The 19,350-nt window shown below is 64.2% G+C and carries 19 protein-coding genes; 10 read left to right on the top strand and 9 right to left on the bottom strand.

Annotated elements, in window-relative coordinates:
- Positions 1-28: 28 nt before the first annotated feature.
- From AC0L21_RS29555 to AC0L21_RS29535, 5 genes are all read right to left on the bottom strand, one after another.
- Complete coding sequence (locus AC0L21_RS29555) at positions 29-448, bottom strand: hypothetical protein (RefSeq protein WP_473265159.1); 420 nt, start codon at positions 446-448, stop codon at positions 29-31.
- 107 nt (positions 449-555) lie between these two features.
- The gene (locus AC0L21_RS29550) at positions 556-1,557 is read right to left on the bottom strand and encodes an NAD(P)H-dependent flavin oxidoreductase (RefSeq protein ID WP_473265158.1); all 1,002 of its coding nucleotides are present in this window, start codon (positions 1,555-1,557) and stop codon (positions 556-558) included.
- 93 nt (positions 1,558-1,650) lie between these two features.
- Complete coding sequence (locus AC0L21_RS29545) at positions 1,651-3,270, bottom strand: DHA2 family efflux MFS transporter permease subunit (RefSeq protein ID WP_473265157.1); 1,620 nt, start codon at positions 3,268-3,270, stop codon at positions 1,651-1,653.
- Complete coding sequence (locus AC0L21_RS29540) at positions 3,267-4,421, bottom strand: HlyD family secretion protein (RefSeq protein ID WP_473265156.1); 1,155 nt, start codon at positions 4,419-4,421, stop codon at positions 3,267-3,269. Before AC0L21_RS29540 ends, AC0L21_RS29545 begins: the two co-directional genes overlap by 4 nt.
- A 196-nt stretch (positions 4,422-4,617) precedes the next feature.
- Positions 4,618-4,992 (bottom strand): PRC-barrel domain-containing protein, encoded by a 375-nt coding sequence (locus tag AC0L21_RS29535; protein ID WP_007607335.1) that lies wholly within the window; start codon positions 4,990-4,992, stop codon positions 4,618-4,620.
- Positions 4,993-5,146: 154 nt separating this feature from the next.
- Between AC0L21_RS29535 and AC0L21_RS29530 the strand changes: the two genes are divergently transcribed.
- The 7 genes from AC0L21_RS29530 to AC0L21_RS29500 all read left to right on the top strand — a co-directional run bounded on the left by AC0L21_RS29530 (position 5,147) and on the right by AC0L21_RS29500 (position 10,428).
- Positions 5,147-6,934, top strand: a complete 1,788-nt coding sequence (locus AC0L21_RS29530) for a thiamine pyrophosphate-requiring protein (RefSeq protein WP_473265155.1) — start codon at positions 5,147-5,149, stop codon at positions 6,932-6,934.
- Positions 6,935-6,942: 8 nt separating this feature from the next.
- On the top strand, positions 6,943-7,170 hold the full coding sequence (locus AC0L21_RS29525; protein ID WP_007594757.1) for a hypothetical protein: 228 nt from the start codon (positions 6,943-6,945) through the stop codon (positions 7,168-7,170).
- An 89-nt stretch (positions 7,171-7,259) separates the two neighbouring features.
- Positions 7,260-7,814, top strand: a complete 555-nt coding sequence (locus tag AC0L21_RS29520; protein ID WP_473265154.1) for a DUF4142 domain-containing protein — start codon at positions 7,260-7,262, stop codon at positions 7,812-7,814.
- Positions 7,815-8,022: 208 nt separating this feature from the next.
- Positions 8,023-8,913, top strand: a complete 891-nt coding sequence (locus AC0L21_RS29515) for an SDR family oxidoreductase (RefSeq protein WP_473265153.1) — start codon at positions 8,023-8,025, stop codon at positions 8,911-8,913.
- A 98-nt stretch (positions 8,914-9,011) separates the two neighbouring features.
- The gene (locus tag AC0L21_RS29510) at positions 9,012-9,596 is read left to right on the top strand and encodes a phosphatase PAP2 family protein (RefSeq protein WP_473265152.1); all 585 of its coding nucleotides are present in this window, start codon (positions 9,012-9,014) and stop codon (positions 9,594-9,596) included.
- Positions 9,593-9,940 (top strand): DUF3147 family protein, encoded by a 348-nt coding sequence (locus tag AC0L21_RS29505; protein WP_473265151.1) that lies wholly within the window; start codon positions 9,593-9,595, stop codon positions 9,938-9,940. The genes AC0L21_RS29510 and AC0L21_RS29505 overlap by 4 nt, the downstream gene beginning before the upstream one ends.
- Entirely contained in the window at positions 9,940-10,428 is a 489-nt protein-coding gene (locus tag AC0L21_RS29500) for a hypothetical protein (RefSeq protein WP_007607313.1), read from the top strand. Before AC0L21_RS29505 ends, AC0L21_RS29500 begins: the two co-directional genes overlap by 1 nt.
- On the opposite strand, the gene AC0L21_RS29495 is transcribed toward AC0L21_RS29500, so the two are convergent.
- A complete protein-coding gene (locus AC0L21_RS29495; protein ID WP_007607312.1) occupies positions 10,425-10,592 on the bottom strand; it encodes a hypothetical protein in 168 nt (55 codons plus the stop codon). The two genes, AC0L21_RS29500 and AC0L21_RS29495, sit on opposite strands and share 4 nt — an antisense overlap.
- Before the next feature lie 176 nt (positions 10,593-10,768).
- Here AC0L21_RS29495 and AC0L21_RS29490 point away from each other — a divergent pair, with 176 nt between their 5' ends.
- On the top strand, positions 10,769-11,017 hold the full coding sequence (locus tag AC0L21_RS29490; RefSeq protein ID WP_473265150.1) for a hypothetical protein: 249 nt from the start codon (positions 10,769-10,771) through the stop codon (positions 11,015-11,017).
- A 135-nt stretch (positions 11,018-11,152) separates the two neighbouring features.
- On the opposite strand, the gene AC0L21_RS29485 is transcribed toward AC0L21_RS29490, so the two are convergent.
- Both AC0L21_RS29485 and AC0L21_RS29480 read right to left on the bottom strand, forming a co-directional pair.
- Entirely contained in the window at positions 11,153-11,359 is a 207-nt protein-coding gene (locus tag AC0L21_RS29485; RefSeq protein ID WP_027516516.1) for a hypothetical protein, read from the bottom strand.
- A gap of 314 nt (positions 11,360-11,673) precedes the next feature.
- Positions 11,674-11,868 (bottom strand): hypothetical protein, encoded by a 195-nt coding sequence (locus tag AC0L21_RS29480; protein WP_473265206.1) that lies wholly within the window; start codon positions 11,866-11,868, stop codon positions 11,674-11,676.
- A 96-nt stretch (positions 11,869-11,964) separates the two neighbouring features.
- Between AC0L21_RS29480 and AC0L21_RS29475 the strand changes: the two genes are divergently transcribed.
- Positions 11,965-12,477: a DUF4142 domain-containing protein gene (locus tag AC0L21_RS29475; RefSeq protein ID WP_473265149.1), complete on the top strand. Its 513-nt coding sequence runs from the start codon at positions 11,965-11,967 to the stop codon at positions 12,475-12,477.
- A gap of 15 nt (positions 12,478-12,492) precedes the next feature.
- On the opposite strand, the gene AC0L21_RS29470 is transcribed toward AC0L21_RS29475, so the two are convergent.
- On the bottom strand, positions 12,493-12,774 hold the full coding sequence (locus tag AC0L21_RS29470) for a hypothetical protein (protein ID WP_473265148.1): 282 nt from the start codon (positions 12,772-12,774) through the stop codon (positions 12,493-12,495).
- A 280-nt stretch (positions 12,775-13,054) separates the two neighbouring features.
- Here AC0L21_RS29470 and AC0L21_RS29465 point away from each other — a divergent pair, with 280 nt between their 5' ends.
- Positions 13,055-19,342 (top strand): HAMP domain-containing protein, encoded by a 6,288-nt coding sequence (locus AC0L21_RS29465; RefSeq protein ID WP_473265147.1) that lies wholly within the window; start codon positions 13,055-13,057, stop codon positions 19,340-19,342.
- Positions 19,343-19,350: the final 8 nt, after the last annotated feature.

Here is a 19,350-nt window from a genome sequence, read left to right as displayed (position 1 = left end):
ACGTGCGGATGACGGCTCGGAGCTGAACCTAATGCTTCCAGTTGCAGATGCCGCCGCTGCGGCACGGCCAGGTCTGGATGCGGGTGTCCATCGCCTGCGCGTCGAGCGGATTGCCGCGGCGATGCGCGAGCTTGGTGCGCGCCGCGCCGCGCGGCTGCGCGGGCTTCGCGCGCGCGACCTTCGGCTCCGACACGCGCACGCGTTCGGCGGCGACCTTCTTCGGCACATCGACCGGCTCGGCGCGCGCCTGCGCCTCGTTGCCGCCGCGCGCCTCCAGCGCGACCGGCGCGAATTGGGTTTCGGGCCCGAGCCGCTTCGGCGACAACACCGCCTTCGAAAGATCGAGGCCGAAATATTCGTCGGGCTTGTAGTCGTCAGCGCGCGCGACGCCGCCCCATGCGAGCACGAGGGCAACGGCAATTGCAAAAGGAGCGCTCTTCAGAAACACGGACGCCTCCTGAAATTGATTGTTAAGAGGTAATTTACCTCTATTTAGGAGGCGTCGCGCGCAATTCCAGCGGCCAACTGGCGCCGTGGTTAAGAAGTTTGGCGGTGTCAGGCGACCTTTCGCGGTGCACCCGTCCCTTCAAGAAACCCCATCAGACGGTTGCGAATGATGGTTTCCGCCTCCGCCATGATGCGATCGACGAGTTCCTTGCAGCTGGGGATGTCGTGGATGAGGCCTGCGACCATGCCGCAGCTCCACGCGCCCGCATCCATCTGCCCGTCCAGCATGATCCTGGGATAGACGCCCGCGACCTGGTCGTGGATATCGTCGATCTTCAGCCTGTCGCCCTTCTCGCGTTCGATCTCGAGCAGGCGGTCGACATTGGCGTTCTTCAGCACGCGCTCGGTGTTGCGCAGGCTCCGCATGATGAGGCGGGTGTCGAGCTCGGTCGCGGCGACCAGCGCGTTCTTGACGTTCTGATGCACCGGGGCCTCCTTGGTCGCGATGAAGCGCGTGCCCATGTTCATGCCGGCCGCCCCCAGCGACAGCGCAGCGACGAGGCTGCGGCCATCGGCCATGCCGCCGGACGCGACGAACGGAATCTTCAATTCCTCCGCCGCGCGCGGCAGCAGGATCATGTTCGGAATGTCGTCCTCGCCGGGATGGCCGCCGCATTCGAAACCGTCGACGCTGACGGCGTCGCATCCGATGCGCTCGGCCTTCAGCGAGTGGCGCACCGAAGTGCATTTGTGGATGACCTTGATCCCGGCAGCCTTCAGCGCGGGCATGTAGGCTTCCGGGCTGCGGCCCGCGGTCTCCACGGACTTGACGCCGCCTTCGACGATGGCCGCGATGTATTCCGGATAAGGCGGCGCGGCGAAGGTCGGCAGGAAGGTGAGGTTCACGCCGAACGGCTTGTCGGTCATATCGCGGCAGCGCGCAATCTCTTTTGCCAGCAGCTCCGGCGTCTTCTGCGTGAGACCGGTGATGATGCCGAGCCCGCCGGCATTGGAGACGGCAGCCGCCAACTCGGCAAAGCCGACGAAATGCATGCCGCCCTGAATGATGGGGTGCTCGATGCCGAACAGTTCGGTGATCGCGGTCTTCACTTAAATTGCCTCCCGGGCTTTTGCTTGACGTTCGGACCAGTCTAGCCGGACTTTTGCGCCGCGGTCACCCTTTCTCTCCGAACGGCCGTTGGCTCAATGCCCCCGCGCGGGAGCGCCCAGCTTGATCGGGCGCAGCACCGCGGCGGTCGGGATCATCAGCACCGCGATGATCGCGAGCGTCCAGAACACGTCGATATAGGCAAGCAAATCCACCTGCTGCTGCAAGGTGCGGCCGACCCAGGCGACCGCCTGCGCGGCCGCATCGCTTGCGTTCGAGCCCTGAGCCTGGAAGAAGCGGGTCATCGTCTCGACGGTCTGCTGGTAGCCGAGATCCGATGGCGCGGCGTGCTCGATCAGGCGGCTCTGGTGGAATTGCTGGCGCTGCGCCAGGATTGTCTGCGCCAGCGCAACGCCCATGGAGCCGCCGATATTGCGGGCGACGTTGATCAGCGCCGAGGCCTGGTTGGTCTTGTCCGGCGGCACGCCGTCATAGGACGCGGTCGTGACCGGCAGGAACAGGAAAGGCAGACCGAGCGCGAGGAAGATGCGCGACATCGCGGCATAGCCGTAGGTGATATCGCCGGTGAGGCCCGTGAGATGCCACATCGAGAACGCGACGATGGCAGCGCCAAGCATGATGAGGTATTTCGGCTGCACGCTGCTGACGAGACGGCCCACCACCGGCATCAGCACCAGGGTCGCGATTCCGCCAGGTGAAAGCGCAAGACCCGCCAGCATGGCGGTGTAGTTCAAATCGCTCTGGAGCAACTGCGGCAAGAGCTGCGTCGTCGAGATCAGCACCGCGCCGGTCGCAAGCATGACCAGGAAGCAGGCGGCGAACTGGCGGCGGCCCAGCAGGCGGAGATCGACGATGGGATCCTCGCGCGTCAGCTCCCACGGGATCAGCGCAAGCAGTGACACGGCCGAAAGGACCGCGAAGAACACGATCACGTTCGAGCCGAACCAGTCGCTGCGCTGGCCCTCGTCGAGCACGTATTCGAGCGAGCCAAGCCCGATCGCAACCAGCAGGAAGCCGACATAGTCGACCCGCAGGCCCTTGCTCAGCAGCTTCTCCCTCTCCTCCTCCGCACCCGACGGCTCCTTGACCAGCGTGCCGACCAGGAACAGCGACAGCAATCCCATGGGAACGTTGATGAGGAACACCCAGTGCCAGGTGTAGGTGTCGGTGATCCAGCCGCCGAGCGTCGGTCCGATCACGGGTGCGACCACGACGGCGACGCCGTAGATCGCGAAGGCCTGGCCGCGTTTGTGCGGCGGGAAGGAGTCGGCAAGGATCGCCTGCTCGCTGGTCGCCATGCCGCCGCCGCCAAGGCCCTGAAGGATGCGAAACAGCACCAGCGCCTGCAAATTCCAGGCGAAGCCGCACAAAAGCGATGAGAACGTGAAGATCGCAACGCAGATCATGTAGAAGCGCTTGCGGCCGATCACGGTCGACAGCCACCCCGAGATCGACAGCACGATGGCGTTGGCGACGAGATAGCTGGTGATGACGTAGGTGCTCTCGTCGATGCCGACGGCAAGCCCACCGGCGATGTGGCGCAAGGCGACATTGGCAATGGTGGTGTCGAGCACCTCCATGAAGGTCGCGATCGAGACGACGAATGCGATGAGGTAGGGATTATGACCGCCAGCCGCCGAGCGCTCCGGCGACCAGCCGCCCGCTGACGCGCCGCCTTGCGCCGTATCCGTCATCGCACCTTGGTCCAGGGCACGACCGACATGCCCGGGCCAACGGGCAAATCCGCCGGCCAGCTGTCGACCACGATCTTCACCGGCACGCGCTGCACCACCTTGACGTAATTTCCGGTGGCGTTCTCCGCCGGCAGCAGGCTGAACGCAGTGCCGGAGCCCGGCTGCACGGATTCGACATGGCCGGTGAGCTTTCGCCCAGGATAGGCGTCGATGCGGATCTCGACGGGCTGGCCAGGCCGCATGTCGTTGAGCTGCGTCTCCTTGTAGTTGGCAACGATCCAGACCTCGTCAGGCACGAACATCATCAGGCTCTGGCCCGGGTTGACGAAAGTGCCCTTGGCGCCGCTGAGCTTGACGACGCGGCCGGACTGCGCGGCAACCACGCTGGTATATTGCAGGTTCAGCTTGGCCTGATCGAGCTGCGCCTGCGACTGCTCGAGCTGCGCCCGGGCGCCTTCGAGCTGGGCCTGCAGCGTCTTGATGCCGACTTGCGCGGCCGTCACCGCGGTCTTCGCGCGCTCGGTATTGGCCTGCTGCGCCTGAAGATCGGAGCGAGTCTGCTGCTGGCGCTGCACGGTGCCGGCGCCTTTCTCGGCGAGATCCTGGGCGCGCGCGAATTCTTCCTGCGAGAACTTGAGCTGGGCCTGGGCCTGATCGAGCTGCGCCTCCGCCTGCTTGATCTGCTCCTGCTGCGAAACGATCTGCGCCTCGACGTTGGCGATGTTCGCCCTGGCGACCGCGACCTGAGCATTGGCCTGATCGATGGCGATGCGATAGTCGCGCTCGTCGATCTTGGCGAGAAGGTCCCCGGCTTTGACATGCTGGTTGTCCGTGACCGGGATCTCGGTCACGTAGCCGCCGACCTTGGAGGCCACGGAAAAGCTGCGCGCCGCGACAAAGGCATCGTCGGTGGATTCATAGTGGCGTACCTGAAGCCAGTAGAGCAATCCGCCGATCAGGGCCGCGAGCAAGACAATGGTGCCAACGGTTGCCACCAACCAATGCTCGCGAATCCGGTCCCGCAGCGACGGCGCCTTCGCCGGCTTCGAGTCCTTGGCTTCGCGGACCTGATCAGGAGAGGTCTTCGGAGCTTCCTTCGCCCTCTGCGGCTGCTCCGCGGATGGATCACGCTCCCGGGTTTGAGCATCCACGGTGAACACCTTTCTCAGGGATCAAACTGGCGGCAGAGCCGCCAAAGCCGGCTCACGCGACGCGAGCCCAACTGCAACTCCTGATCATGGTTCCGCTCGTTGCGAGCACCATCGCGTTCGTGAACGCCCTGCCTAAAAAGCGAGCGCGGCGCACCGGGTGCCGCGCTCGCGTCGAGCTTCCTTTCAGCGGAAATGTCTAAGCGGCGGGGACGCCGTAATAGGAATCGATGCCGCGAACCGCGGCGTCGTCACCCCAGTTCCACTCGCTCCGTTCGCCGTATTTCGGCGCGCCTTCCAGCTCCTTGGTGGTGATGCCGGTGATATAGCCGCCGAGCTCCGTGTCGTATTTCAGCGACTGCCACGGCAGCGGATAATGGTCGTTGCCGAGGCCCAGAAATCCGCCGAAGCCGAGCACGGCGTAGGATACCTTGCCGCTGATCTTGTCGATCATCACGCGTTCGATCGAGCCGATTTTGTTGCGATCGGCGCCGTAGACCGATGTTCCCTCGACCTTGTCGCTACCGATCAACCGACCCATTTCGTCTCGGTCCAGTTCACCCTGATTCAACATCTCAATTCTCCACTCAGCCAGTGTGAGACAACCCGAAGAGGTGCGCGATCGTTCCGGCATGTTCCTTCAGACTTGAGGAACATCGCCGGAAACGGGCGGTTCTCTCAACTTCAAATCCCGGAAACCAAATACCGGAACACGAAGGGCGCCCTCGATGTCCCAGACCGTCTCCGACTTCATCGTTCAACGTCTGCATCAATGGGGCGTGCGCCACCTCTTTGGCTATCCCGGCGACGGCATCAACGGCGTATTCGGCGCCCTTCAGCGCGCTGAGGGCAAGATCGGTTTCGTCCAGACGCGGCATGAGGAGATGGCCGCCTTCATGGCCACCGCCTATGCAAAGTTCTCCGGCCAGCTCGGGGTGTGTATCGCAACTTCGGGTCCCGGCGCCTCGCACCTGATCACCGGGCTCTACGATGCCCTGCTCGATCACCAGCCCGTGCTCGCGATCGTCGGCCAGCAGGCACGCAATGCGCTGGGCGGACATTATCAGCAGGAACTCGACCTCGTCTCGATGTTCAAGGATGTGGCTGGCGCGTATGTCATGCAGGCCTCCTCGCCAGCGCAAATCCGGCATCTGATCGATCGGTCGATCCGGATCGCGCTGGCCCGGCGGACGCCCACGGTGATCATCCTGCCCAACGATATCCAGGAGGAGACCTACGAGGATCCGCCGCGCGCTCACGGCACCCTGCACTCCGGCATCGGCTATAGCGCGCCAAGCATCAAGCCTCGTGACGCTGACCTTGACCGCGCCGCCGAGGTGCTCAATTCCGGCAAGAAGGTCGCGATGCTCATCGGCGCCGGCGCGCTCCACGCCACCGAGGAGGTGATCGCGGTCGCCGACCGCTTGTCCGCCGGCTGCGCCAAGGCGCTGCTCGGCAAGGCAGCTCTCCCCGACGATCTGCCGTGGGTCACCGGCTCGATCGGCCTGCTCGGCACCGAACCCAGCTATAACATGATGATGGAATGCGACACGCTGCTGATGGTCGGCTCCGGGTTTCCGTATTCCGAGTTCCTGCCGAAGGAAGGCGCGGCGCGCGGCGTGCAGATCGACATCGACGCCAGCATGATGTCGATCCGTTTTCCCATGGAGGTCGGCCTCGTCGGCGATGCCGCCGAGACGCTGCGCGCCTTGCTGCCGCGACTGAAACCGAAGAGCGACGGCACGTGGCGCCAGGGGATCCAGGAGGACGTCGCAAAATGGTGGAAGACGCTGGATGATCGGGCACATCAGCCTGCGGCACCGGTCAATCCGCAGCTCGTCGCCTGGGAGCTGTCTCCGCGCCTGCCCGACCGCGCCATCGTCACCAGCGATTCCGGCTCCTGCGCCAACTGGTTCGCGCGCGACCTGAAGATGCGCCGCGGCATGACGGCCTCGCTGTCAGGCGGCCTCGCCTCAATGGGTGCCGCAGTGCCCTATGCGCTCGCCGCGAAATACGCCCATTCCGATCGCCCGGTGATTGCCCTCGTCGGCGACGGCGCGATGCAGATGAACAACATGGCCGAGCTGATCACCGCCGCGAAGTATTGGCGCGACTGGAAGGATCCGCGCTTCATCGTCTGCGTCTTCAACAACGAAGATCTCAACCAGGTGACTTGGGAGCAGCGTATCATCAACGGCGATCCGAAATTCGAGGCATCGCAGCGCATCCCAAACGTATCCTATTCGCGCTTTGCCGAACTGATCGGCCTCTCCGGCATCTATGTCGACAGCCCGCAGCTGCTGGGCTCGGCCTGGGAGCAGGCGCTGACGAGCCAGATGCCGGTGGTGCTGGAGGTCAAGACCGATCCCGAAGTGCCGCCGCTGCCGCCGCATATCACCTTGCAGCAGGCCAAGAACTTCGCGCTTGCGCTGATGAAGGGCGATCCCAACGAGAGCGGAGTGATCAAGGGGGCGGCGCGGCAGGTGTTGGAAAAGATCCTGCCTGGAAGTGAATGAGGTGAAGCATGAGCGATTTCCGCGATATCCAGCACGGCGTCAACGATCCCGTCGATGGCCTCGACGTGAAGCGGCAGATCAACGACAACCGGACGCCGCACGAGCGGGCACAACGCCATGCAGACGTGCGCGCCGAGGCCACCGCGACGCCGACCGAGCCGTTTCTGCCCGAACGGCTTCGCCGCAAGCCGACCGATCCGATCAACCCACGGAGCGGGCGGAGACCGACGGATTAGCCATTAGGAACTCCGGCCTCTGCAGCGTGTTGGTGGCCGCAACGTCGCGCGCGGCGAGAGGCCGCGCGCCCATTCGAAGGGATCGAACCATGAAACGAATGATTATCGCAGCTGCCTGCGTGCTTCTCGCAGGTCCCGCGCTCGCCCAGTCGCTCGGCGAGAAAACCGGCGTCAACTCGGCGCTCGGCGTCGCGCCTGCCACCGCCGACTTCGTCAAGGAAGCCGCCATCAGCGACATGTTCGAAATCGAGTCGAGCAAGCTCGCCCAGCAGAAAGGCAACGCGCAGGAGAAGACTTTTGCGCAACAGATGGTGACCGACCACACCAAGACCAGCAGCGAACTCAAGGGCCTCGTCAGCGGCGGCAAGGTGAAGGCGACCCTGCCGACAGCGCTCGACAGTTCGCACCAGAGCAAGCTCGACAAGCTCAAGAGTGCGAATGGGAAGGACTTCAGTTCGGATTACAATTCGTACCAGGTCAGTGCCCATGAGGACGCGGTCTCGCTGTTCGAGCGTTACGCCAAGGGCGGCGACAATTCCGACCTGAAGGATTGGGCCGGCAAGACGCTGCCGGCGCTCAAGCACCATCTCGACATGGCCAAGGAGCTCGGCAAGGCGCCGAGCGTCGGCCAATCGTCCAAGTAATGGTTGCCGAGGACGCCGGCCTGCAGTCGGCGTCCTCTCGTTTTGCAACGATGCCTGTCTCCGCGCATTGAGATCGCGAGATCGCGGAGAGAGCCTCATGACACATCAAGACAAGACTTCATTATCCCGCCGGCACGTCGTCCAAGCGGCGAGCGCAACGCTCGCTGCTGCTTCGCTGGCCTCTTCGACAGCGAAAGGAGACACATCCATGGCCGAGCAGAAACTCGTCGATCCCGTCAGTCGTTTTCCAAAGCCGCCGTTCAAAAAACAGTCGCAGCCCTGGCCTGGCCTTGCCGGCAAGATGGAGCCGCCACCGGATCACGGCGAGAGCAGCTACAAGGGCTCTGGCCGACTCGCGGGCCGCAAGGCGCTGATCACCGGCGGCGATTCCGGTATGGGCCGCGCCGCTGCGATAGCCTATGCACGCGAAGGCGCCGACGTCGCCATCAACTATCTCCCGGCCGAAGAGCCGGATGCGCAGGACGTCATCGCGCTGATCAAGAAGGAAGGGCGCACCGGGCTCGCGATTCCCGGCGACCTCAAGGATGAGGCTTTCTGCAAGCAGCTGGTGGAGCAGGCCGTCCAAGGTCTCGGCGGACTCGACATCGTCGTCTGCAACGCGGCGCGGCAGCAGACACGTGCGTCCATACTCGACGTCTCCTCGGAAGACTTCGATGCGACCATGAAGACCAACATCTATGCGCCGTTCTGGATCATCAGGGCGGCGCTTCCGCATTTGAAGCCCGGGTCGTGCATCATCGGCACGACGTCGGAGCAGGCTTACGATCCCTCGCCCGATCTCTACGACTACGCGCAGACCAAGGCAGCGACGATGAACTACGTCAAATCGCTGGCGAAGCAGTTGGGCCCGAAGGGTATCCGCGTCAACGGCGTCGCACCGGGACCGATCTGGACGCCGCTCCAGGTCTCCGGCGGCGCCACCATGGAGAAGCTCGAAAAATTCGGCGGCATGACGCCGCTCGGCCGTCCCGGCCAGCCCGCTGAACTGGCCTCCATCTACGTGCAGCTTGCCGCGGCCGACGCGAGCTATGCGACCGGTCAGGTGTATGGGTCCGCTGGTGGATCGGGACAGCCATAGCCGGCGCTGCAGGCTGATGTCACGCGGCAGAGCCCAGGAACCTTCTTTGTCTCCGGGCTTTACAAAACTGTCACAAAGGACATTACGCTTGCAGACAGATGGCATTGGTAGAGGTCAAACCCAGCCGGATCGATACCGCGATCGCGGATACGATTGCTGATCACACCAATTCAGGCGTCGAGCACACGGCGCAGACATTGACCTGGGCCGCCGACGAGCACGTGCTGCTCGCGCTGGCCGCAATAGGGTGGCTCTACACTCACATTCGGCAGCCGCAACAGCGGCCAGTGGCAAATCACATCTTGGCCGTGTCGCTGGCAACGGCCGTCCTGCCGCATCTCCTGAAATCCGTGTTCGATCAGACCAGGCCAGACCGGCTGACCATACGCGGGCACGGGCATGGAGTACCCGTCTCAGGACGGGCGCGCGACGCCTTCCCCTCCGGTCACGCGGTCCATATGGGCGCCCTTGCCTCGGCGGCGGGCTTGCTGCCCAAGACGCCGCGCCGATTGCTGCGCACAGCCGCGATCGCGCTGTCGCTGACACGGATCGCGGTGCTCGCGCACTGGGCAAGCGACGTGGTCGCAGGCTTTGCGCTTGGCGCGGTCGTCGAGAGACTCTTGCGGCCATGGACACTGACACAATCGTTTCGCAAGCAGATCAATTGGCGGAAACGGCCGTGACCGAATATGTCCTGCGCTTCATCGCCGGTGGCATCATCGTCTCCGCTTTTGCGATCTTGGGCGACATGCTCAAACCCAAAAGCTTTGCGGGGTTGCTCGGCGCAGCACCGTCGGTCGCACTGGCGACGCTCGGCATCGCCGTCGTCCAGCACGGCCCGCAATATGCCGCGGCCGAAAGCTGGACGATGATCTATGGCGCGGTCGCGCTCGGCTGCTACAGCGTCGTGGTCTGCCATCTGCTGATCAGATATCGTCTGTCCGCGCTGCCCGCGACCGTCCTCGCTGTCATCGTCTGGCTTGCGGTCGCCTTCGGACTGCTCGCCGGCTTCGGAGGTGCGGCCTGATGCCGGTCAAGCTGTCGCTCTCCGCGCTCAAGCAGACACGCTGGTACGAATACGGCATTCGTTTCCTGCTCGGTGGCCTGGCGACCGTGCTCACGGGGGTTCTGGGAGCGCGCTTCGGTGTGTCCGTCGGCGGACTTTTTCTTGCGCTTCCCGCCATCTTCTGCGCGAGCGCCACGCTGGTCGAAAGCCATGAACGCCGCACCAAGGAGAAGGCCGGCCTCAGCGGCACGCGCCGCGGGCAAGAGGCCGCCGGGCTCGACGCAGCTGGTGCCGCCTGGGGAAGCATCGGTCTCCTGGCATTCGCCGCCGTCTTTCATTTCACCGTGGCTGCAAGCGTTCCGGGCGCTTTCGCTGCCGCGTTGATAGTCTGGGCCTTCGTTTCGGTCTTGGCCTGGTGGCTCAGGCGCAAGCTGCGCATCGTCTCCCGCAAACCGCACCGATCAGCGCATTCACTATCGGCCAAGGGCTCTCCCCTTGCGAAGCGCTAGCCCGCTTTGGCATGCGTTGCCGGCTGCAGTCTCGGCGGTTGAAGGCCCGGGCTGTTGGCCCAGCGCTCGACCTGCTCGATGACCTTCTGGTGGCTTGGGCGCACCGGCTTGGGTGCGTCGCTCACTTCGAGATGTATGCGGGGCAATCTGACTTCGTTCGTCATGATGTCTCTCCCATTTGCCGGGAGCATACACCTGCCCAAGAACATTTGCACCACATAACATATTGAAATTGCTGTTCTTTTTTACTCACTTGGCACCGTAGCCGCATCTTGTGGAACCGCGGCCGAATGAGTTCGTTGAGTAAACTACTCAACTTGCTAATTTTGGATGATTGGTCATGAACGACCTTCGCGCCGAGCGGCTCCAGGTCATGCTGTCACCGGAAGAACTGGCCGCGGTGGACGACTTCCGGTTCAAACATCGCATGCCGACGCGAGCCGCGGCCGTCCGCGAGCTCCTCAAGCTCGGACTGGCCACCGCCGCTGTCGATGCAGGGCCTAATGTCAAATCGAGTAGGTTCGGGGTTTTCGGGCGCGGCCCGGACGGCCATACGCAACCACATCCGCAGAGCGAGGCCGAGGATTAGTCCAGCCTGATGCTCAAGAAAACGGCCCCGGCACGGGTGCCAGGGCCGTCCTTGGAGATTGCTTCCGGATCACCGGGGGCATGACAACCGGAAGCAATCCCTCGACTCTTTGCGTGCAAATTCGTTCCTGATGAATTAGCCGCTCGGCGCGTCGCCGGAATCATCCGGCGCCATGCCGGAGCCGGGCGTCTTGCTGTTGTCATTCAGCTTGGGATCGCGCGTGGCCTCACGAGAGGGCGAGCCCGTTGGCTCCGACTTGTGCACGGTCTGCGCACGCTGCTTGTCCCGCGGCTGCTGTTCACCGCGTTGATCTCTGATGATGCCTTGGTCGGAATGGGCCATGGTAGCTCTCGCCTCTTTGCTGTCTCGAAGCGCTTACGCGCCGGAGCGTCGAAGGTTCCGATCCGCGAGATCAGACTGCTAACTGTGCGCTGAGTGCACCGGGGCCGATGCATTTTCATGGTGCACCTGCCGCACCGTCGTCACGGTGGCGAACGCGACCGACACGCCAAAGGCGAGGATGAGCGAAAGAAGAGCCAGACGTGGAGCCATTGCAAAAACCTCCTGGAATAGGAAATCAACGCGATCGACTGTTGCGAATGATCCTGCTTGCCGTCCGTGAGCAGTCTCACACGCAGATCCACGAAACGAGAGCGTTACGCATCCTGCTTTTGAAGGACGCGGGCTGGAACTGGCGGCACCTCGCCGTCGAGCCAATCCTGCTCGTCGGCGAGTGCCGTCCACGCATTCGCCATGCGCAGAAAACGATTGTGTGACGGCTGTCCTTCGGCGCGCTCGGCGAGCTGGAGGCAGTTGTCGGCGTTATCCCTGAAGATCTCGGACTGTTTCATCGACATGAATTGGGGACGGAACAATCGCGTCGCAACCGCCCTTACCGGATCGTAACATCTGCGGAACTTTCGACTGCCGTCCGCCATTGGATATCCATGCGGATTCTCCTCGCGATGGTTTTGGCGTTCATCAGCACGGCAGCGCTTGCCGACAGCGCCGGGGAGCGTAGGCCGGCCGGCCGCACGCCGACCGCAACCGAGACCATCAGCGATCTCTACACTTTCAGCCGCTTCCAGCAAGGTCTGCTGGAGAGTACCGATTTGAAGGGCAATGCCGAGGTCAAGAACCTCGCCGCCCTGCGCGCCGAAGAAGCGGCCCGGCGCGACAAGGCCCTGAAGCCAATTCAGGAGGCGATCGGCACCGAACCGCGCGTCGCCAAGACGACCCCGGCGAGCGCAAGCCTGGTCGAGCCCGAAACTTCGGACGGACCGACTTTCGTCAGAAGCTTTTATGCCGCGCAGATTCCCGAGTACGAATCTGTCATCGACTTGCTCGAACGCTATCTCAAGGCCCCCGACAATGCCGCGCTTGCAGCGTTCGCGCGCGAGCAGCTCCCGATGTTGCGCTCGCAGGTCAAGGACGCCGAGCGCACCATGGCGGACAAGTAGGGCTGCCAAGCACCCTTACTTTTGCCGGCTCTCCGGCTGCGCGCTGCGGTTGCCCTCCAGCATCTTGTCGCGGCCGGCATCCCCATTGTCATCCTTGCCGCCCGAACTCGATGTGCCGCTACCGCTGGGATTAGACCGGGTGGACGTACCCGTGGTTGGTGTGTCCGCGCGTGGGGTGGCAGAGCTGGCAGCGGGATCGCCGGTGACGGCCCCGCGGCCGCTGGGGGCCCCGCTCTGCGCCAATGCCGATCCGGCCAACAACATCACGGTCCCGATGACGGCAAATCCTGCTTTCATGTGCGCTCTCCCTGCATCTGCGGGCTAACGGCACGCCCGGCGCTCCGTTCCGGGAGGCAGACGACCAAGTCGCTGAAGACAAACCGATCTGCCGGCCCGCAAAGACTGGAACCGGATGGAACCATTCCGGGGGATCGCACTTATGTTAATCGGGCTGAGCAAAGCAGGTTCCACTTCCGGGCGCCGTGACGTTGGCGCTTGATTTCGAATTTGGCTGACGCTCTATTTTGATAAACCGCGTCTCGCCTGGGAATCGGCCGACGCCTGCGGGGGACAAATCATGAGCGACCTCGATCCCGGATCTGCATCACGTTCCGGTCGTCGCGTTCCAAAGCCAAAAACCAACGGCATGTCGGAGCCCGATTCCCGGGCAGAATTGCTGCTCGCCCTGCAGGCCATGCGCAACGGCGATTTCTCCGTGCGCATGAGCGGCGACTATCTCGGCATCGACGGCAAGCTCGCCGATACTTTCAACGACATCATCGCCGCCAATCAGCGCATGGCGCAGCAGCTCGAGCTGGTCGGCCAGGTCGTGGGCCGCGAGGGCAAGACGCGCCAGCGCGTGAAGTTCGGCCTGGCCTCCGGCTCCTGGGCCGACATGGAAGGCTCCGTCAACACGCTGATCGACGATTTGCTGTGGCCGACGCGCGAGGTGACGCGCGCGGTCGCGGCCGTGGCGCAGGGCGACCTGCTCCAGACCGTCAAGCTCGACGTCGATGGGCGTCCCCTGCGCGGCGAATTCCTGCAGTCGGCGACCATCGTCAACACCATGATCAAGCAGCTCGGCGTGTTCACCTCCGAGGTGACGCGCGTGGCGCGCGAGGTCGGCACCGAGGGCAAGCTCGGCGGCCAGGCCCAGGTGCCTGAGGTGACCGGCGTCTGGAAGGATCTGACCGAGAGCGTCAACTCGATGGCGAACAACCTGACCAACCAGGTTCGCAACATCGCCGAGGTGACGATCGCGGTTGCGAACGGCGACCTCTCGAAGAAGATCACGGTCGACGTCCGCGGCGAGATCCTTCAGCTCAAGGAAGCCATCAACACGATGGTGGACCAGCTCCGCTCCTTTGCCTCGGAAGTGACGCGCGTCGCGCGCGAAGTCGGCACCGACGGCAAACTTGGCGGCCAGGCCATCGTGCCCGGCGTTGCCGGCACCTGGAAGGATCTCACCGACAGCGTCAACGCGATGTGCGGCAACCTCACCGCACAGGTGCGCAACATCGCCAACGTCACCACCGCCGTGGCGCGCGGCGACCTGTCGCGCAAGATCACGGTGGACGTGCGTGGCGAGATCCTGGAGCTGAAGGACACCATCAACACCATGGTGGACCAGCTCAACTCGTTCGCCTCGGAAGTGACGCGCGTCGCGCGCGAGGTCGGCACCGAAGGCAAGCTCGGCGGCCAGGCCCAGGTGCCGGGCGTCGCCGGTACCTGGAAGGACCTCACCGACAACGTCAACTTCATGGCGTCGAACCTCACCGCGCAGGTCCGCAACATCGCCGACGTTGCCACCGCCATCGCGAGCGGCGACCTCTCCAAGAAGATCACGGTGAACGTCTCCGGCGAAATCCTTCAATTGAAGGAAACGCTCAACACGATGGTCGACCAGCTCAACGCCTTCGCCGGCGAAGTCACGCGCGTCGCGCGCGAGGTCGGCACCGAGGGCCGGCTCGGCGGCCAGGCCAATGTGCTCGGCGTCGCCGGCACCTGGAAGGACTTGACCGAGAGCGTCAACTCGATGGCCTCGAACCTCACCGCGCAGGTCCGTAACATCGCCGAGGTGACGACCGCGGTCGCCGGCGGCGATTTGTCGAAAAAGATCACCGTCGATGTCCGCGGCGAAATCCTGGAGCTGAAAGACACCATCAACACCATGGTGGACCAGCTCAACGCCTTTGCCGGCGAAGTCACGCGCGTCGCGCGCGAGGTCGGCACCGAAGGCAAGCTCGGCGGCCAGGCCCAGGTGCGCGGCGTCGCCGGCACCTGGAAGGATCTCACCGACAGCGTCAACTCGATGGCCTCGAACCTGACCGGCCAGGTCCGCAACATCGCCGAAGTCGCGACCGCGGTGGCCAAGGGGGATTTGTCGAAGAAGATCACGGTCAACGTGTCAGGCGAAATCCTTCAGCTGAAGGAAACGCTCAACACCATGGTGGACCAGCTCAACGCCTTCGCCGGCGAAGTCACGCGCGTTGCGCGCGAAGTCGGCACTGAAGGCAAGCTCGGCGGCCAGGCCGAAGTGCCCGGCGTCGCCGGCACCTGGAAGGACCTCACCGACAGCGTCAACTCGATGGCGGGCAACCTCACCGCGCAGGTCCGCAACATCGCCGAAGTCGCGACCGCGATCGCCGGCGGCGACTTGTCGCGCAAGATCACCGTAGACGTGCGCGGCGAGATCCTTCAGCTCAAGGACACGCTGAACACGATGGTCGACCAGCTCAACCGCTTCGCGGGCGAGGTGACGCGCGTCGCGCGCGAGGTCGGCACCGAAGGTCGGCTCGGCGGCCAGGCCAACGTGCCCGGCGTCGCCGGCACCTGGAAGGACCTCACCGACAGCGTCAACTCGATGGCGGGCAACCTCACCGCCCAGGTCCGCAACATCGCCGAAGTGACCACGGCCGTGGCGCGCGGCGACCTCTCGCGCAAGATCACTGTCGACGTCCGTGGCGAGATTTTGGAGCTGAAGAATACCATCAACACCATGGTGGACCAGCTCAACGGCTTCGCCGGTGAGGTCACGCGCGTCGCGCGCGAGGTCGGCACCGAAGGCAAGCTCGGCGGCCAGGCCGAGGTGCCCGGCGTTGCCGGCACCTGGAAGGATCTCACCGATAACGTCAACTTCATGGCCTCGAACCTGACGGCGCAGGTCCGCAACATCGCCGAGGTCGCGACAGCGATCGCCGGCGGCGACCTGTCGAAGAAGATCACGGTGGACGTGCGCGGCGAAATTCTGCTGCTCAAGGACACCTTGAACACCATGGTCGAGCAGCTCCGCTCCTTCGCCGCGGAAGTGACGCGCGTCGCACGCGAGGTCGGCACCGAGGGCCGGCTCGGCGGCCAGGCCGTCGTGCCCGGCGTCGGCGGCACCTGGAAGGACCTCACCGACAACGTCAATTTGCTGGCCGCGAACCTCACCACCCAGGTCCGCAACATCGCCGAAGTCACCACCGCCGTCGCGCGCGGCGACTTGTCGCGTAAGATCACCGTCGACGTGAAGGGCGAAATCCTCGAGCTCAAGAACACCATCAACACCATGGTGGACCAGCTCAATGCGTTCGCCGGCGAAGTCACGCGCGTTGCCCGCGAGGTCGGCACCGAAGGCGAACTCGGCGGCCAGGCCCAGGTGCCCGGCGTCGCCGGCACCTGGAAGGATCTCACCGACACCGTCAACTTCATGGCGGCGAACCTGACCGAGCAGGTCCGCGGCATCGTCAAGGTGGTGACCGCGGTCGCCAACGGCGATCTGAAGCAGAACCTCACCGTGAAATCAAAGGGCGAGGTCGCGGCGCTCGCCGACACCATCAACAACATGACCGAGACGCTCGCGACCTTCGCCGACCAGGTGACGTCGGTGGCGCGCGAGGTCGGCGTCGAGGGCCGGCTCGGCGGTCAGGCCGACGTGCCCGGCGCCGCGGGCACCTGGAAGGATCTCACCGGCAACGTCAATTTGCTGGCGGCCAACCTCACCTCGCAGGTGCGCGCGATCGCGGAAGTGGCGACCGCCGTGACCAAGGGCGACCTGACGCGGTCGATCCAGGTCGACGCCCGTGGCGAGGTCGCGGAGCTGAAAGACAACATCAACACGATGATCACGAACCTCCGTCTCACGACGGATGTGAACACCGAACAGGACTGGCTGAAGACCAATCTGGCGAAATTCACCAACATGCTTCAGGGCCAGCGCGACCTCACCACCGTCGGTCGCCTGCTGCTGACCGAATTGTCGCCGCTGGTGAACGCGCATACCGGAGTGATCTATCAGGTCGAGAACGAAGACAATCCGCGGCTCCTGCTGCTTGCCTCCTATGCCGGCGACGGCGTCTATCCGTATCCGCGCGTGCTGCCATTCGGCGACGGCCTGATCGGCCAATGCGCGCTCGACCGGCGCCCGCGCGTGATTGCGGACATTCCGCCCGACGTGGTGCCGATCAATTCGGCGCTGCTTCGCGTCGCGCCGAAGAACCTCGTGGTGCTGCCGGTGCTGTTCGAAGGCCAGGTCAAGGCGGTCATCGAGCTCGCCTCGCTTACTTCGTTCACGACCTCGCAGATGACCTTCCTGGAGCAGCTCACGGACTCGATCGGCATCGTGCTCAACTCGATCGAGGCGACGATGCAGACCGAGGGCCTGCTCAAGCAGTCGCAGCAGCTCGCCGGCGAGCTCCAGACCCAGCAGCGCGAATTGCAGCAGACCAACGACCAGCTCGAACAGAAGGCGCAGCAGCTCGCCGAGCGCAACGTCGAAGTCGAGCGCAAGAACCAGGAGATCGAGCAGGCCCGTCGCGCACTGGAGGAAAAGGCGACCGAGCTCGCGCTGACCTCGAAGTACAAGTCCGAATTCCTGGCCAATATGAGCCACGAGCTGCGCACGCCGCTGAACTCCATCCTGATCCTCGGCCAGCAGCTCACCGACAATCCGGACGGCAATCTTACCGGCAAGCAGGTCGAATTCGCCCGCACCATCCATGGCGCCGGCACCGACCTGCTCAATCTCATCAGCGACATTCTCGATCTCTCCAAGATCGAGTCCGGCACGGTGACGGTCGACGCCGAGGAAATCCTGACCGCGAACCTGCTCGAGACGGTCGGGCGGCCGTTCCGTCACGAGGCGGAGAACCGCAATTTGTCGTTCAAGATCGACGTCGATCCGAATCTCGCGCGTAGCCTCGTCACCGATTCCAAGCGCCTGCAGCAGGTTTTGAAGAACCTGCTCTCCAACGCCTTCAAGTTCACCGCCGAAGGCGAGGTGCGCCTGAAGGTCGCCGCCGCGGTCGGCGGCTGGGGCACGGATCATCCCGTGCTGAACTCGGCGCCAGCGGTGATCGCATTCGAAGTGTCCGACACCGGCATCGGCATTCCCCTGGAGAAGCAGAAACTGATCTTCGAGGCCTTCCAGCAAGCCGATGCCGGCACCAGCCGCAAATATGGCGGCACCGGCCTCGGCCTTGCGATCAGCCGCGAGCTCGCAAGCCTGCTCGGCGGCGAGATCCACCTGCGCAGCTTGCCGGGCAAGGGCTCGTGCTTCACGCTTTACCTGCCGCTGAAATATTCCGGCCCGACGCTCGCGCCCCGCGCCACGCCCCAACAGAGCCAGCCGCCGGCGCTGCAGCCCGCGACAGCCGAACCGCAGCGCGTGATCGAGCAGCTTCCCGACGACCGGCTCAACCTCGAACCCGGCGACAGCATCCTTCTGATCGTCGAGGACGACCCGCACTATGCGCGCGTGCTGGTCGACCTCGCGCGCGACAAGGGATTCAAGGTGCTGGTCGCCGCCCGCGGCGCAGAGGCGCTGGAGCTTGCAAAGCAGTACCAGCCGAGAGCCGTCTCGCTCGACGTGTTCCTGCCGGATATGCTTGGCTGGACCGTGCTGAGCCAGCTCAAGCACAATCCGCTGACCCGCCACATCCCCGTGCAGATCATCACGCTCGACGAGGACCGCCAGCATGCGCTGGCGCGCGGCGCCTTCTCCTTCGTCAACAAGCCGACGACGACCGAGGGTGTCTCGGCCGCGCTGACGCAGATCAAGGAATATGCGCGGCCGCGGCGCAAGCGGCTGCTGATCGTCGAGGACAACGAGGCCGAGCAGCTCTCGATCCGTGAGCTCCTGCACCACGACGACATCGAGATCGTGACGACCGGAACCGGTGCCGACGCGCTCTCGATGCTGCGTGAGAACCCCTGTGATTGCGTCGTGCTCGACCTGCGCCTGCCCGATATGACCGGCTTCGAGGTGCTGGACCAGATCCGCAGCGACGAGGCGCTCTCGAACGTTCCGGTCGTCGTCTTCACCGGCCGCGAGCTGTCGGCCGAGGAAGATGCGGAACTCCACACCATGGCGCGGAGCATCGTGGTCAAGGGCGTGGAATCGCCGGAGCGCCTGCTTGACGAGACCGCGCTGTTCCTGCACCGCGTGATCACGGAACTGCCGGTCGAGAAGCAGCGCATGCTCGAGAAGCTGAACAGTTCCGACGAGGACCTGATCGGCAAGACCGCACTGCTCGTCGACGACGACGCCCGCAACATCTTCGCACTGTCAAGCGTGCTGGAGCGGCGCGGCATGAAGGTGCTGACGGCCACGACCGGCAACGAGGCGGTGACCTTGGTCGAATCCAACCCGGAGATCGCCATCGTGCTGATGGACATCATGATGCCGCAGATGGATGGGTATCAGACGATCGGCGTCATTCGTGAAAATCCGACCTTCGCCCGTCTCCCGATCATCGCGTTGACGGCCAAGGCCATGAAGGGCGACCGCGAGAAATGCCTCGAGGCCGGCGCGTCCGACTATCTCGCCAAACCCGTCAACACCGATCAATTGCTGCTTGCAATCCGCATGTGGCTGCACCGCTGAGTTGGATG

It is taken from the genome of Bradyrhizobium sp. WSM4873 (assembly GCF_055811355.1).
Note: the sequence above shows the minus strand (reverse complement) of the source record. Positions and strands in the feature narration are given on the sequence as shown.